Source organism: Lipingzhangella halophila (genome assembly GCF_014203805.1).
Taxonomy (GTDB): Bacteria; Actinomycetota; Actinomycetes; order Streptosporangiales; family Streptosporangiaceae; genus Lipingzhangella; species Lipingzhangella halophila.
The window spans coordinates 5,367,892-5,381,838 of the sequence record NZ_JACHJT010000001.1; the positions used below are offsets into that span (position 1 = coordinate 5,367,892).

13 protein-coding genes are annotated in these 13,947 nt (G+C 71.3%); 4 read left to right on the top strand and 9 right to left on the bottom strand.

The genetic code is table 11. From position 1 onward, the window contains the following. Window positions 1-8: 8 nt before the first annotated feature. Together F4561_RS24330 and F4561_RS24335 are read right to left on the bottom strand one after the other, a co-directional pair. On the bottom strand, window positions 9-374 hold the full coding sequence (locus F4561_RS24330; RefSeq protein ID WP_184581989.1) for a DsrE family protein: 366 nt from the start codon (window positions 372-374) through the stop codon (window positions 9-11). Between the two features lie 44 nt (window positions 375-418). Beyond that, complete coding sequence (locus tag F4561_RS24335; protein ID WP_312885512.1) at window positions 419-1,189, bottom strand: GIDE domain-containing protein; 771 nt, start codon at window positions 1,187-1,189, stop codon at window positions 419-421. A gap of 344 nt (window positions 1,190-1,533) precedes the next feature. On the opposite strand from F4561_RS24335, the gene F4561_RS24340 reads away from it, so the two are divergent. The 3 genes from F4561_RS24340 to ygfZ all read left to right on the top strand — a co-directional run bounded on the left by F4561_RS24340 (window position 1,534) and on the right by ygfZ (window position 3,889). Further along, window positions 1,534-2,070, top strand: a complete 537-nt coding sequence (locus F4561_RS24340) for a nitrobindin family protein (protein ID WP_184581993.1) — start codon at window positions 1,534-1,536, stop codon at window positions 2,068-2,070. A gap of 327 nt (window positions 2,071-2,397) precedes the next feature. Continuing rightward, window positions 2,398-2,817 carry a Fur family transcriptional regulator gene (locus F4561_RS24345; protein WP_184581995.1) on the top strand — a complete coding sequence of 140 codons (420 nt, stop codon included), beginning with the start codon at window positions 2,398-2,400 and terminating at the stop codon, window positions 2,815-2,817. A 43-nt stretch (window positions 2,818-2,860) separates the two neighbouring features. Next, window positions 2,861-3,889 (top strand): CAF17-like 4Fe-4S cluster assembly/insertion protein YgfZ, encoded by a 1,029-nt coding sequence (ygfZ, locus tag F4561_RS24350; RefSeq protein ID WP_184581997.1) that lies wholly within the window; start codon window positions 2,861-2,863, stop codon window positions 3,887-3,889. A 128-nt stretch (window positions 3,890-4,017) separates the two neighbouring features. Here the strand turns inward: ygfZ and F4561_RS24355 are convergent, their stop codons facing one another. Beyond that, window positions 4,018-5,190 carry a mandelate racemase/muconate lactonizing enzyme family protein gene (locus F4561_RS24355; protein ID WP_184581999.1) on the bottom strand — a complete coding sequence of 391 codons (1,173 nt, stop codon included), beginning with the start codon at window positions 5,188-5,190 and terminating at the stop codon, window positions 4,018-4,020. Between the two features lie 34 nt (window positions 5,191-5,224). Beyond that, window positions 5,225-6,403, bottom strand: a complete 1,179-nt coding sequence (locus F4561_RS24360; protein WP_184582001.1) for a M24 family metallopeptidase — start codon at window positions 6,401-6,403, stop codon at window positions 5,225-5,227. Between the two features lie 72 nt (window positions 6,404-6,475). Between F4561_RS24360 and F4561_RS24365 the strand changes: the two genes are divergently transcribed. Then, window positions 6,476-7,381, top strand: a complete 906-nt coding sequence (locus F4561_RS24365) for a LysR family transcriptional regulator (RefSeq protein WP_184582003.1) — start codon at window positions 6,476-6,478, stop codon at window positions 7,379-7,381. 916 nt (window positions 7,382-8,297) lie between these two features. On the opposite strand, the gene F4561_RS24370 is transcribed toward F4561_RS24365, so the two are convergent. From F4561_RS24370 to F4561_RS24390, 5 genes are all read right to left on the bottom strand, one after another. Continuing rightward, complete coding sequence (locus F4561_RS24370; protein ID WP_184582005.1) at window positions 8,298-9,008, bottom strand: type 1 glutamine amidotransferase; 711 nt, start codon at window positions 9,006-9,008, stop codon at window positions 8,298-8,300. 30 nt (window positions 9,009-9,038) lie between these two features. Beyond that, window positions 9,039-10,295, bottom strand: coding sequence for a MurT ligase domain-containing protein (locus tag F4561_RS24375; RefSeq protein WP_184582007.1), 1,257 nt, complete (start codon window positions 10,293-10,295; stop codon window positions 9,039-9,041). Between the two features lie 213 nt (window positions 10,296-10,508). After that, the gene (locus F4561_RS24380) at window positions 10,509-12,536 is read right to left on the bottom strand and encodes a hypothetical protein (protein ID WP_184582009.1); all 2,028 of its coding nucleotides are present in this window, start codon (window positions 12,534-12,536) and stop codon (window positions 10,509-10,511) included. Between the two features lie 233 nt (window positions 12,537-12,769). Next, window positions 12,770-13,078, bottom strand: a complete 309-nt coding sequence (locus F4561_RS24385) for a DUF1416 domain-containing protein (RefSeq protein ID WP_184582011.1) — start codon at window positions 13,076-13,078, stop codon at window positions 12,770-12,772. Continuing rightward, window positions 13,075-13,914: a sulfurtransferase gene (locus F4561_RS24390; RefSeq protein WP_184582012.1), complete on the bottom strand. Its 840-nt coding sequence runs from the start codon at window positions 13,912-13,914 to the stop codon at window positions 13,075-13,077. Before F4561_RS24390 ends, F4561_RS24385 begins: the two co-directional genes overlap by 4 nt. Window positions 13,915-13,947: the final 33 nt, after the last annotated feature.

The following is a 13,947-nucleotide window of genomic DNA, read 5'->3' on the forward strand; positions in this document are numbered from 1 at the left end:
CCCGGGGGTCAGTAGACGAGCGCCTGGACCCGCTCGGCGGTGATCTCCTCCACGAAGGTGGGCGCCCCCGCGATCCGGACGCCGTCGAGCAGGTCGTCCTCGGTCAGCTCCCGTCGAGCGGCGCACTGCCCGCACAGCGTGACGCGCCCGCCGGCCAGTATCCCGTCGAGCAGGTCGGCCAGCGGCGCCGCGTGCGGGAGGGACTCGATCTTCGCGGCCCGGCCCGGAAGGGCGAACCAGCTCGCCTCGCCGGCCAGCCACAGCGACACGTCGACCCCGCTCGCCACTGCCGTGGCCGCCATGGTGAACGCCTGGTTGCTGCGTTCGGGTTGGTCCTCACCGACCGTGACTTTGATCACCAATGCGCGACTCATGGGGGCCAGCGTAGCGGCTGGCGTCCGGTTGGCGGACCGGCCGCTCAGCCGGCGCTCACCGTGAGGAGCAGACCGGCGCAGGCCGACGCCACGCTCGCCCCGCTGAGCAGCAGCGCCCCGGCCGCCCGCCGCGCGGGCCACGGGACCCGTGCCGCGGAACCGCGGCGCTCGATGCGGAGCCGGCCATCAGGTGGCGGCACGATCACCGGCCAGCCGTCGCGCAGCTCCACCATCCCGTGCGCGACGATCGGCGCACCGTTGCGGACCACCCACTCGCGGTACTCGAACTCGATGGTCTCCCCGCGGAAAACCCCGGAGATCCGGCCCTTGACCCGCGCCAGGAGGTCGTCGGTCGGCGCGGGAACACCGCGCTGCGGCCGGCCAACCACACGCTGCAGGCACATATCCATCCCGCTGAGCTCGGCCCCCGCCGGGTCCACGAGAACGGTGCGGCCTTTGGGTGCGCGGCCGGGCGCCGCGATCCCGAACGGCTCCACGGACGCGTAGTCCGCGATCGAGTCGCACACGCGCTCCTGGGCCTCCGTTCCCTTGCCCGGTAACGACCAGAAGTGCCGCAGTACCTCGTGCCCGTGCCAGACGCAGTCGGTACGGGCCAGTTGCGACTCGATGACCCCGCTCGGCCCCGCCACCGCGACACCGGTGGCGGTGATCGGCTGCCCGGCCCGCTTCGCCACGGCGCCCGGCCGCAGTCTGACCAGGCCGCGCTGCCGGTACCACCGGCGCACAGCGAGACAGGCCAGCGGTGCCAGGATCGCCGCACCGGCCAGGAGGGCTATCCCGATCGCCAACTGCACAGGCGCCTCTTTCCGTGTCGTCCAGCGTGTCCGCCGGCGCCCGTGCGTACCCGTTCGCGTGCCCGAACGCCGGAATATCCTCTTTACCAGGTTCATGCGGGCCGCCCGGCCGCGGGGATTCACGGGCGCGGCGGCGCCCTACCCGTGCCGGGCCGCGTCGGCCACGTGATGTACGGCAGTGTGCCGGCTTATCCTGCCGCGGCGCGGCGGGGGTGCCCGGCGACCGCCCGCTTCCGGACAGTATGCATCCGGCCACGGGCCCCGCAGAGCCGCTTCGCGGTGCGTCTTGCCCCCTCCCGCCAACTAGGCTGGTGAGCGTTCCCCACGACACGGCAAGAGGAGTCATGAGCGTTCTGCACCCCGACCTGGAGAAGCTGTCCTTCCTGCTCGGCCGCTGGGAGGGGGTCGGCGTCGCCGGTTATCCGGACATGGCGGACTTCCAGTTCGGCCAGGAGATCGAGTTCACGCACGACGGCCAGCCGCACCTGAACTACCGGAGCCGCGTGTGGCGGATCGCGCAGGACGGCTCGGTCGGCGACCTGGTGACCTCCGAGACCGGGTACTGGCGCGCGCGGCCGGAGGAGGCGCGGAGCGCGCCCGACGACTCCGCTGACATGCCGGTGGTGCACGTCGAGGCGCTACTGACGCACCCAGAGGGGTTCGCCGAGGTCTACCTGGGCAGCGTGTTCGCCAACCGTGTTGAGCTCTCCACCGACGCCGTGCTGCGCACCGAGACCGGCATGGAGGTCACGGCGGGGCACCGGCTCTACGGGCTGTTCGGCGACAACCGCGAGACCCTGGGCTATGCGTGGGATCTCGCGGCACGCGGCCACGACTTGCAGTCCTATATGTCGGCACAGCTCAAGCAGGCCGGCGGGTGATCCGTCCCGCGACATGACGGACCCCCGGGCATGGCTCCCGGCGCGTGGCGCTCGGGGCCGGACGGACAAGTTCCGGCGGCCCGGGGGTCTGGGTGTCCGATGTGGATTCGCTAGCGCGATCCGGCTTCCTGGGTCGCCCTAACGGACGGACACCTCGCACGTCCTCAAAGCATTCACTGTTCGGACCACCTCCTTTCCTGCGTGAGTATGACGCTATGCGCGGTACGCGGGCTGGGGCAAGCGGATTTTCTCCGACATTCCGCGCCGCCGGAGCCCGCTTTGGCGGTCCGCTCCTTGGCGGCGCCCGGGGATCGTAGGATCGGGGCCATGGTGCACCAAACCTGGCGCGAGGAGCTTCGGACCCGCGGCTACCGCGTCACACCGCAGCGGCAACTCGTGCTTGAGGCCGTCCAGGAGCTGGAGCACGCCACCCCGGACGCCATTTGCAGCCGGGTGCAGCGGACCGCTTCGGATCTCAACCTGTCCACCGTGTACCGCACTCTGGACGTCCTGGAGAAGGTCGGGCTGATCACGCACACCCACCTCGGAGCCGGCCCTCCCTCGTACCACCTCAGCGAGGAGGCGGACCACCTGCACGTGGTCTGCCGCGAGTGCGGGGAGGTCTCCGACACCGCGCTCGACCTCGCCGACGGCCTGGTCGAACGGCTCCGCGCGGAGATCGGCTTCCGGGCCGACGCCCGGCACCTCACGGTGTTCGGAACCTGCCGGCGCTGCGCTTCCGGGTGACGCCAGCGCCCACAGCCGCCCGCACGGCGCGTAGCATCGAAGTATGACTTCGCCTCTGCTGACCCGCGCCGGGGCCGTCCCCGCGGACGACCCCGACACTGGTGTCGCCGCCCACTATGGGGAACCCTCCCGCGAGGGCCAGGCACTCGAACACGGTTCCGGGTGGATCGACCGCGCGAACCGCGGTGTCGTCCGCGTTTCCGGACCCGACCGGCTCACCTGGCTGCACAGCCTCACCAGCCAGGCTCTCGAAGGCCTGCCCGCCGGCACCGCGACCGAGTCGCTGGTGCTGGACACCAAGGGGCACATCAACCACCACATGTTCATCGTCGAGGACGGGACCGCGGTGTGGGCACACACCGAGCCGGGATACGCGGCGGGCCTCGCGAGCTTCCTGGACTCGATGCGGTTCATGCTGCGCGTCGAGGTCGAGGACCTCAGCGACCAGCGCAGCGTGCTCACCCTCGCCGGCCCGGAACGCGAGGCCGCGCTGTCCGCTGCCGCCGCGTGGCTGGACGACACCCCCGTGCGCCGGACCGGCGACGAGATCGACCTCTTCCTGCCCCCGGACGCCTTGCCAGCGGTCACCGAGGCGCTCACCGGCTCCGGGGTCCGCCCCGTTGGAATGTGGGCCTACGAGGCCCACCGGATCGCCGCGCACCGGCCGCGGCTCGGCGTCGACACCGACCACCGCGCGATCCCGCACGAGATGGGGTGGGCCGGTTCTGCCGTCCACCTGGACAAGGGCTGCTACCCCGGCCAGGAGACGGTGGCGCGGGTGCACAACCTGGGCCGGCCGCCGCGCCGGCTGGTGCTGCTGCACCTCGACGGCACCCCGGAGCGCCTGCCCGAGCGCGGCGCCGCGATCAAGCTCGGCGAGCGTGATGTCGGTGTCGTCGGTTCGTCCGCGCGCCACCACGAACTGGGGTCGATCGCACTCGGCCTCGTCAAGCGGTCGATCCCGGTCGACTCCGAGTTCACGATCGACGGGATCGCCGCGGCGCAGGAGGTCATCGTCCCACCGGACACGGGCGCCAACGCCGACATCAAGCTGCGCCGCAAGCCGGCCTGACCGGTTGCCCCACCCGGCCCGGAAGGGCCGCGGCGAGCACCCCGGCAGGTTGCGGCAATGGGGCGAAGCGAGCGAGCCAGCTTGCCGCCGCACCCGCCCTCACTGATTCACCGCGATGGTCCGGTTTCTCAGACTCGCGGCAGTGGCGTTGGCTCGGCCGCCCGCTGCCGGTCGTGGAAGGCGTAACCGCCGGGGTCGCGGGCGTAGGCCTCGGCGTAGCGCCCCACCTTCTCGCGGTCGAGGGTGACACCCAGGCCTGGACCGCTCGGAGCCGGAAGACGGCCCGCGGTGTAGACGTGCGGTTCGGTGAGCACGTCATCGGCCAGCAGCGAGGAGTACGCCTGGTTGGCCAGGATGAAATTCGGGGTCGACGCCATGACGTGCAGCGCGGCGGCGAGCCCCACCCCCAGCTCGCCCAGACTGTGCTTGACCACCGGAAGCCCCGCGGCGTCGCAGATTCCCGCGGAGCGCTTCAGGTTGAGCAGGCCGCCGTCCATCTGGTTGTCCACCGACACGGCGTCGGCCGCGCCGTGCCGGATCACCTCGATCTGGTCGTAGCGGGTCCACGATGCCTCGTTGGCCAGCAGCGGTGTGTCGACCCGGCCGCGGACATAGGCCATCTCGGCCAGGTTGCGGCCCGAAACCGGCTGCTCGGCCAGTTCCAGCCCGTACTCCTGCATGGCGCGCAGCACCCGGATGGCGGTGCCCGACGACCACGCCTCGTTGGCGTCGACGCGGATCCCCGGTTCGGGCCCTATGGCGTCGCGCACCGCGGCCACCCGCTCGATGTCGTCACCGGGCCGCGGCGCGCCGACCTTCAGGTAGAAAGTGCCGAAGCCGAGGTCGGCGCCCTCGGCCGCCTGCCTGGCGGCCTCCTCCGGCGTGCCGCCGGGGACGTAGTAGAAGAAGTCCACCGACTCGCGGAAACGCCCGCCGAACAGTGTGACCAGCGGCTGACCGCAGGTCTTGCCCACGATGTCCCAGCACGCCATGTCGACCGCGGCGAGGGCGGGACTGTTCTGCCGCATGTGGTGCCAGGTGCCGACCACCTCGACCCGTTTGGTGAGCCGCTCGATGGCGCGCGGGTCCTCCCCGACGACCAGCGGTTCGAGGGCGTCCAGGGCCGCCCGGACAACATCGGTCGACGGGTAGGCCGCGGCCTCGCCGATCCCGGTCAGCCCATCGTCGGTGTGCACCTCGACAAGCACGGCGACCTGGCCGCGGCGGCGGCCGAACGCCCACACCTCGTCGGTGCGGAACGGCACGGCGATCGGTGTGGCCTCGATCGCGGTGATCTTCATGGTCGGCCTCTCCGTGTTCGCGGGCGGGCGGTCGCTACAGGACGGTGAGCTCCCGCGGCGCCCGGGTGAGTACCTCGCAGCCGTCGTCGGTCACCAGGATGGTGTCGGAGATGACGTACCCGGTGGGCTCGGTCACCCACGACATGGCGTGGAACGTCATCCCGGCGCGGACCAGCCGGGCCGAGCCGGGGCGGATGCCCAGTACCTCGCCGCCGCCGACCCAGCTCGGCGGGAAGCCGATCCCCACGAGGTAACCGCAGTGGTGCCGGCGCGCGCCCCGCTGCGGGTGGACCTGCTCGACCGCGTCCTGCCAGGCGTGGTAGACGTCGCTGGCGGCGGCACCGGGCCGAAGCTCCGCGGCGATCGCCCGCGCACCGGCCAGGGCGGCCCGGTGCGCGACGACCGCCTCGGGCGGGGCCTCGTCGACGTAGACGGTGCGGCTCAGCGGGGCGTGGTAGCGCCGCACGCACGCCGACAGCTCCAGGAACAGCCCCTCTCCCGGCTCGATCGCGCGCTCGTCCCAGGTGACGTGCTCCTGCTGCAGGATCTGCGTGGGACGGATCAACGGCGCGAATCCCGGGTTCTGGCTGCCGCCGGAGATCATCGTCGAGTAGACGGCCGCCGCCACCCGGGACTCGCTGCCGCCGGCCGCGATGGCGCCGATCCCCGCGGCCATGGCCTCGCTTGACAGCGATGCCGCGCGGCGTACGGACACGATCTCCGCCTCGGACTTGACCTCGCGCAGCTGCTGGCCGATGTCGCCGGCGCCCACCCAGACGAGCTCGGGCAGCTCCTGGCGGAGCCCGGCCCAGATGGCCGGCGGGAAGAACATCGCCGAGTCCTCGACCCCGACGGCCTCACCCGGCCGGACCTGGCCGCGCAGCGCCGCGGCGGCGGTCGCCACGGGGTCGGCGCCGTCATGGAACGGCCGGTGCACGCAGTCCGGCGCGCGGGCGGCGACGGTCGGCCCCTCCATGGCGCGGGTGATGAGCTCGGGCGGCCCCTCGCGCGGGAGCAGCAGCAGGCTGAACGCGAAGTAGCCCTGGTAGTCCAGCCCGAGTAGATAGTAGATGTTCTCCGGGGAGACCAGGAGCAGCGCCGAGAGATCACGGCGCGCCATCTCGGCGCGCGCGGCCGCCACGCGGGAGCGCAGCTCGGCCGACTGCGCGCTCTCCAGGGCACCGCGCGGGCCAGCATCCATCGTCACCGTCATGTCTCCATGCTGGGACACTAGGCCCGATGCAGTCTATCGACATCTTCTAGAGTTATCTTTAAGTTGAGCTACATGTTTGAGATTCGCAGGTTGCGGCTGCTCCTTGAGCTGGCACAACGCGGCACGGTCACGGCGGTCGCCGAGGCCGGAGCACTGACGCCCTCGGCGGTCTCGCAGCAGCTCACCCTGCTGCAGCGCGAGGCCGGGGTCACCCTGTTCGTGCGCGAGGGGCGAGTGCTGCGCATCACCGACGCGGGCTGGGTCCTGGTGCGGCACGCGGAACACCTCATCGCGGGGATGGAGGAGGCGCGGGCGGAGCTGGCCGAGCTGGTCGGCACCCCCACCGGGCCGGTGAAGCTGTCGGCGTTTCCCACAGCGGCCCGCTCCGTGGTCCCGTCCGCGGTGGCACGCTGCCGGGAGCGCCACCCCTCGCTGCGCGTCATCGTGGACGAGCGCGAGGCCCCGGAGAGCATGGCGGCGCTGCGGGGCCACGAGACCGACGTCGCGCTGGTGTACTCCTATGCCCTGTTGCCACCGCTGGATACCACGGGGGTCACGCTGACCACACTGCTCACCGAGACGTTCGTGATGCTGCTCCCGCCCGACCGGGAGCTCGCCGACGCCCCGGTCCCCCTGGCGGCGCTGGCCGAGGAGACCTGGATCAGCCCGTACGGCGACACGTCCGGGCGCGCGGCGCTGGACCGGGCGTGCGCGTCGGCGGGATTCGCGCCCAGTGTCGACTACGCCAGCAACGACTACACGGTCATCACGGCCATGGTCCGCGCCGGCCTGGGCGTCGCCCTGGTGCCGCGGCTCGCCCTGGAACCCGGGGACACCGACATCGTGGTGCGCCCTCTGGAGGGCGACCCGGTACGCCGGAGCATCGCGCTGGCGACCCGCGCCGGCACCGCCCGCGACCCGGCACTACGCGCCCTCTCCGCGGAGATCGTCACAGCAGCCGCCGAACAGGCCGAGTAAGCCCGTCCCTCGGCGGCCCAGCGGAGCTGCACTGGATCAGTGATGTGCGGGCGTGGTGCGGCGTCCGCCGGGGCGGCGAGGACAGTGGGTGGGCAGCCCCCAGGGGGCGGTTCGGGTGCCCGGTGGTGGCGCGCCCGACCGGAGCAGCGAGGGCCGGTGGTGGATCAGCCCGCGGTGATCGCTACGGGTGCCCGATGGTGGCGCGGCCAACGGGGGCGGCGAAGGCCGGTGGTGGGGCCCAGTGGGGGTGTCCGTGGCGTCGTTTGCGGTGCTGGGGCGTATCGAGGGTGACTATGGGGACATTCTCGGCGCCGACAGTGTCTCCACGGTCAGGTTCGGTGCCGCGCGAGCCTTCGCGCGCCCGACATGTCCGGATTGTGCGGGCCTGGGCGCCGATCTTGAGGATTGCGTTCCTTTACCGCTCGGTAAAGGAACGCAATCCTCAAGATCGGCACAAGAACCGGCCACACCAGGAAACACTCCCGGAGCCCTGCGTCGTTGTCGCCGCCCTCGTCGGGCGCGTCACCATCGGGCACCCGAACCGCCCCCTGGGGGCTGGCCCACCCACTGTCCTCGCTGCTCTCGTTGGAGGCCGTACTACCGGCCGCCAGTACCGGCTCTCGCCGGCCCGGCCACCCACCGCGCTCGCCGCCCTCGTCGGGCGCGTCACCATCGGGCACCGGGAGCGATTATCGCGGGCTGGCCCCTCGGCCGTCCTTGCTGCTCTCGTTACCCGCGCTACCACCGAGCACCCGGACCGACCAGCGCGGGCCGACCCACCACCGCCTTCGCCGCTCTCGCCGGACGTCCAACCACCTGCCCGCCTCACCGGTCTAGAGAGCGCCGACCCCGAAAAGGCACGTGTCGGTGCCAGCGGCCAGCCGGGGAGCCGCGTCCCTCACATCACGGCCTCGAGTCACATCACGGCCGCGAGCCGCTCCTCGTGCAGGCGCTCGCCCCAGGACGGCGGCAGGGGCTGGAGCTGGCCCACGCGCATGCTCAGCAGCAGGTCGGCGAGGGCGGGGTTGCGCGGCAGTGCGGGGCCGTGCAGGTAGGTCCCCAGGACGGTGCCCTGGTAGGCGCCCTCGGACGTGCCGTCGTTGCCGATCCCTTTGAGGGTCCGCGACAGTGGCGTGGCGCTCGGGCCGAGGGCCGTCCGGCCCTGGTGGTTCTCGAAACCGGTGATCCTGCCGCCGCCCAGCTCGGGGGCGACGTCGGCGACGATCTCGCCGACCGCCCGGGTCTCGCCGCGCCCGCTGCGGATGTCCAGGATCCCCACGCCCGGCAACGGGTTGTCGTCATCGTCGCCGAAGCTCTCGCCGACGATCTGGTACCCCGCGCAGACCGCGAGCACGGCCGCGCCGCTCTCGGCGGCGCGCTTCAGCCCGCCGTCGGAGCGCAGCCGCTCGGCGGCGAGGGTCTGCGGACGGTCCTCGCCCCCGCCCAGCAGGTAGATGTCGCCCTCGACCGGCACGGGGTCACTGGAGTACACGTACACGATCTCGGTGCGGATACCGCGTTGCTCGGCGCGGCGGCGCAGGATCAGCGCGTTGCCCTGGTCGCCGTAGGTGCTGAGCAGGTCCGGATAGATCCAGACGATACGCAGCACGCTGCTGTCGTCGCTCATCGTTCTCCCCTCGTTCTGGCTGCGGCGCGCCTACTGCACCCGGCCGTACGCGGTGCGGATCTGCTGGAAAGCCGTGTAGTTGGCGATGACGTCGATCTTGGTGATGTCGGGCTGCTCGGCCTTGACCTTGGCGACGATACTGGCGACATCATCGCTCACCTCGAAGGGAACGTCGTCGGTCTCCAGCCGCAGTGCCAGGTCGGTGCGGCGCTCACCCATGACGAACACGCGGCGGTCGCTCAGCACGCTGTAGTCGACGTCCCACAGCCACGATGTGTCCTTGCCGTCGGGGATCTGGGCGTTGACGGCCAGGATCACCGGGATCCGCGGCGGTCCCAGAACAGCGAACGACTCCAGCCACCCGGCCGGGTTCTTCGCCAGCAGCAGCCGCACCTCGACCCCGTTGGTGACGACGGAGGTGTAGCGCCCGGCCACCGAGCGGATCTCCCGCAGCCGGGGCAGCGACTGCTTGGAGTGGATACCGTAGGTGGCCGCCGTCGCCAGGGCGACAGCGGCGTTGGCGCGGTTGGCGCCGCCGGGGAGTCCGAGGTCGAGCTTCATGCGCTGGCCGTCGGGGGTGATGACGACGTCGGCGTCGTTGTCCACGCTCCACGTGGCCTCGGGGCGGCTCAGCCCGCACTCCGGGCACTCCCAGTGCGGGTCGGGTTCGCGCTTGAGGTGCCCGCCGCAGTCAGGGCAGCACCAGGAGTCCTCCTTCCAGCGCTGTCCCGCGGCGACCCACGTGGCGTGCCGGGCACCCAACCCGGCCCAGGCCACCAGCGGATCGTCGGCGTTGGCGATGACGTGTGCCTCGCTCTTCTGCAGCGACTCGCGCCACTTCTTCGCGAGCAGGTTGATCTCGGAGGCGCGGTCCATCTGGTCGCGGCTCAGGTTCATCAGCACCACAACCGCGGGTGATGTCGCCTCCAGTACCTGCGGCAGGTACTTCTCGTCAGTTTCCAGAACACCATTGCGGGCGTTGGGCCTTGCGGCGAGTGCGGTGATATGCCCTGTGGGCATGTTCGCGCCTTGCTCGTTGGTCGCGATCTCACCGAGCTCGCGCAGTGCCGACGCGATCAGCCGGGTGGTCGTGGTCTTGCCGTTGGTGGCGCTGACGAGGGTCAGCCGCCGGCCCTGGGCGAGTTTGGCGAGCAGTTCCGGCTCGACCTTCAGCGCGACCCGGCCGCCAATGACGGACCCGTCGCCGCGCCCGGTGGCCCGGGACAGCGTAGCCGCACCCTTGCCCAGGGCCGAGGCCAAATGGGCTCGCAAGGGAAGTTCGCTCATGGATCCCCACTAATCGCTGCTGGAGTAATTGCCGCAAGGAAGGCTCGGGGCACCTCAATCAAGAAGGCGGAGACCTACAGCTTATTGCCCCACCGGGGGTACGGGTGTCGCCGACGCCCCTGCCACCCATCGCGACCAGCAAAGCGTCGCCGCCACCATGTTCGGTTGTGGCCACCGCCACTGCGGCCCCCTTCCCGGGCTGCCCGGCGCTGTCTACGTCGTGCGCCAGTCCAGGCGCTCCGGGGGCGGGCCGAGGTTCGGCGGCGGGTCGTCGTCGGGGACCGGTTCCTGTGGCACGTCGAAGCTCGCGAGGCCGGCACGGGCATCCTCAACGGTGCCCAGCGTAGCGGTCGGCAGCGTGAGGATTCCGGGGTTGGCGTCGGCGAGCACCAAGCCGCCGTCGCCGGGAACGATCATCGCCGTCGGCGGAAGGTTGCGCAGCCCCAGCGAGTCGAGCCGGAGGGGGCGGACCCGGCCGGTGTCGCCCGGGGTGTCGATATCGGACGCCTGGGTCGTGGCACGGCCCCAACCGGTCGCCGAGCGAACGTGCTTGACCAGGTCGAGTGGGGCGACCGCCTTCGCCTTGGGACGGACCGTGACGGGGGTGGTGTCGGCCTCGGCGGGGTTGCTGGATCCGCTCTTGTGGTGGCCGTCGGCGGCGGTGTCGCGCAGCGCCTCGCCGATCACCTCGGTGAGCCGGTGCACGCGCAGATCGTGCCCCGCCCGCCCGCTCTCGCCGGCGGCGCCGCTCTCCCCGTCCGGGGCCGTTGCGGCGCTCGCCGGTTGGTCATCGGGCCCGGTACCGCCCTCCAGTAACCGGGAGGCCATCCGCGCCGCCGGCCGAGTGCCGGGCTGGCGCATCACCACGGTCAGGCAGTGGTCGTCGGCGAGCCGGGGGACCGCGCTCTCGTCCTCGTCGTTCTCGCGGAACATCAGCACCAGTCCGACACCGGCGCCGCGTGCCGCGCGAATGGCCCGGTCGACCTCGGCGGCGGGGAGCACGTCGGCGCCGCACACCGCCACGGTCTGCGACCACGGCACCGTGCCGTTGGGCGCGCTGCCCGACCGCAGGTCCAACAGCTCGCTCAGCGAGGCCAGAGTGTAGGTGCCGAAGGCGCGCGCGGCGACATCCCCGGACACCCGATCGGTGGCGATCACCTTCACCTGCGCGTAAGGCTGCTCGACGGTCCGGGTTCCCAGCCCTTCGAAGGGCGCGAGGTGGCGTTCCAGCTCCCACGCGCGCTCGGTGGTCGCCTGGTCCGATCCGCATCGCTGGCGCACCTCGGCGAGCTGTTCCGCGCTCAGCAGGCGCAGAGTGGGATCGTCGTCGCGGGTGCTGGTGGGCTCGGCGAGCGCGCGCAGCCCGCTGGTGAGGGTGGCGACGCTGGCCTGCGCCCCCACTACCTCCAGGAGCCGCAGTAGCAGGCGCTGGTCGGCGTCGGGATCGGACTTGGCCTCAGAGGCGCGGACCACCGCGGCGAGGACCCGGGCACGCTGCCGGGCGGCGAGGTTCGTGCCGAGGTGCATCGTGGTGAGATCGGCGGGCAGCACCCAGACCTTCGACGCCACCCCGCACTGCTCGGCCAGGGAAGTGAGGTCGGCCGTGACCGCCCGTCCGGACAGGTCGACCACGGTGAGGTCGCCACCGCCCCGCAGCCGGGACGCGCCGATGGTGGTAAGGACGGCCGACCACCCGACCTCGGTGCCCCCGGAGACCAGGACGGTCCCGACACCGGCGGGGACGGACACCCCGTACCAGTGCGGCTGCGCCTCGTAGGCGCGCTTGCGGCCCTGCCACTCGGTGTACCGCCGGGCGTGCTCCTCCTGCTTTTCGCGGAGCTCCTGTTCCTGACTGGCGCGGATACGCTCGATGCGCCGCTGCTCGGTGGCCACACGCTCGCGCATCACCTGGCGGCTCTGCAGCAGCGCTATCAGGATGGGCAGCGTTACCGCGAGGCACACCAGGAACGCCCCGAGCACGAGAATGCCCGGCAGGATGCGTATCGGCCACAGCAGCAGGCACAGCGCCGCGAATCCCGCCAGGGCGTACAGCGCGTACTTCAGCGGCCGATTGGTGTGCGCCTCCGTCCTCTTCTGCCCGGCGATCCAGTCCTCACTGATGCGCTCCTGGTCGGTCGGGGTGGGACGGCGCGGTGGCGGTCCGGGATCGCCGACGACGACTTCGTAACGCCAGCCTACGAAGGTCGTGCTGAACTGGGCTCCTGGTTGGGGGGCGACCACCTCGTAGCACCTCCTACCCGGTACTCCGCGGACAGGACCGGGCAAGCGTCTAGCTAGTACGTGGGAATGTTGTCAGCCGGTAGCCGAGATGTCACGCCCTCCGCCGATTTGGCCCACTCCGTACTCCCCCGCCGGTGCGCCGCAATGCGCACGGCCCCGGCCGCACACAAAAACGCCGGCGCCGGCGGGGGAACCCCCGCCGGCGCCGGCGATCGCACCCACGAGCCTTGGGGTCAGGCGCTCACCTGCAGGTCGATCACCTTGCCGACTTCGGCGCGCACCGCGTACTCCTCGGAGAAGCCCTTCGAGGCCAGGACACGGACCTTCCAGTCACCATCGGCGGCGAAGAACCGGAACGTACCTTCCGCACCGGTCGCGACCTCGCCGACAAAGTCGTCGGAGGAGTTCAGCAGCCGGGCGTAGGCACCACTCAGCGGCACTCCGTCACGCTGCACAGTGCCCTGGATCACCGCCTGGTCACCGGGGTCAACGTCGGCAAGGGCCACGCCGCCGACCGGCGCGCCGCACCCGTTGTCACTCACTTGGCCTCCCCAAGCTCCACCGGCACGCCAACCAGCGAGCCGTATTCGGTCCACGATCCGTCGTAGTTCTTCACGTTCTCCAGGCCGAGCAGCTCGTGCAGCGCGAACCACGTGTGCGACGAGCGCTCGCCGATACGGCAGTAGGCGATGATGTCCTTGTTCAGGTCGACACCGGCCTCGGTGTAGAGCTCGCGCAGCTCCTCGTCGGACTTGAACGTGCCGTCCTCGTTGGCGGTCTTGGCCCAGGGGATGTTGCGCGCCGTGGGGATGTGCCCCGGACGCTGCGAGGTCTCCTGGGGCAGGTGCGCCGGGGCGAGCAGCTTGCCGACGAACTCGTCGGGGGAGCGCACGTCCACGAGGTCCTTCGTCCCGATCGCGTCGACGACCTCCTCGCGGAAGGCGCGGATCGAGGTGTCCTGCTCCTGGGCCGTGTAGTTGGTCTTGGCCCGCGTGGGCACCTCGTCGGTCAGCTCGCGGGAGTCGAGCTCCCACTTCTTGCGGCCGCCGTCGAGCAGTTTGACGTTCTGGTGCCCGTAGAGCCTGAAGTACCAGTACGCGTAGGCGGCGAACCAGTTGTTGTTGCCGCCGTAGAGCACGACCGTGTCGTCGTTGGAGATGCCGCGCTCGGAGAGCAGCTTCTCGAATCCCGTACGGTCGATGAAGTCCCGCCTGACCGGGTCCTGGAGATCCTGCTTCCAGTCGATCTTGATGGCGTTGGGGATGTGTCCCTTGTCGTAGGCCGATGTGTCCTCGTCAACCTCGACGAGAACCACATTTGGGTCGTTCAGGTGGGCCTCCACCCAATCGGCGTCCACAAGGACATCGGAGCGGCTCATGGGAACCTCCTTGATCGTTGTGCGGCGGACGGC

Bases quoted from the DNA above. Each gene is read 5' to 3' on its own strand.
- F4561_RS24365 (WP_184582003.1), top strand. From the start codon at position 6,476: ATGTTTGAGATTCGCAGGTTGCGGCTGCTCCTTGAGCTGGCACAACGC.
- F4561_RS24370 (WP_184582005.1), bottom strand. From the start codon at position 9,008: ATGAGCGACGACAGCAGCGTGCTGCGTATCGTCTGGATCTATCCGGAC.
- F4561_RS24330 (WP_184581989.1), bottom strand. From the start codon at position 374: ATGAGTCGCGCATTGGTGATCAAAGTCACGGTCGGTGAGGACCAACCC.
- F4561_RS24360 (WP_184582001.1), bottom strand. From the start codon at position 6,403: ATGACGGTGACGATGGATGCTGGCCCGCGCGGTGCCCTGGAGAGCGCG.
- F4561_RS24390 (WP_184582012.1), bottom strand. From the start codon at position 13,914: ATGAGCCGCTCCGATGTCCTTGTGGACGCCGATTGGGTGGAGGCCCAC.
- F4561_RS24340 (WP_184581993.1), top strand. From the start codon at position 1,534: ATGAGCGTTCTGCACCCCGACCTGGAGAAGCTGTCCTTCCTGCTCGGC.
- F4561_RS24345 (WP_184581995.1), top strand. From the start codon at position 2,398: ATGGTGCACCAAACCTGGCGCGAGGAGCTTCGGACCCGCGGCTACCGC.
- F4561_RS24355 (WP_184581999.1), bottom strand. From the start codon at position 5,190: ATGAAGATCACCGCGATCGAGGCCACACCGATCGCCGTGCCGTTCCGC.
- ygfZ (WP_184581997.1), top strand. From the start codon at position 2,861: ATGACTTCGCCTCTGCTGACCCGCGCCGGGGCCGTCCCCGCGGACGAC.
- F4561_RS24375 (WP_184582007.1), bottom strand. From the start codon at position 10,295: ATGAGCGAACTTCCCTTGCGAGCCCATTTGGCCTCGGCCCTGGGCAAG.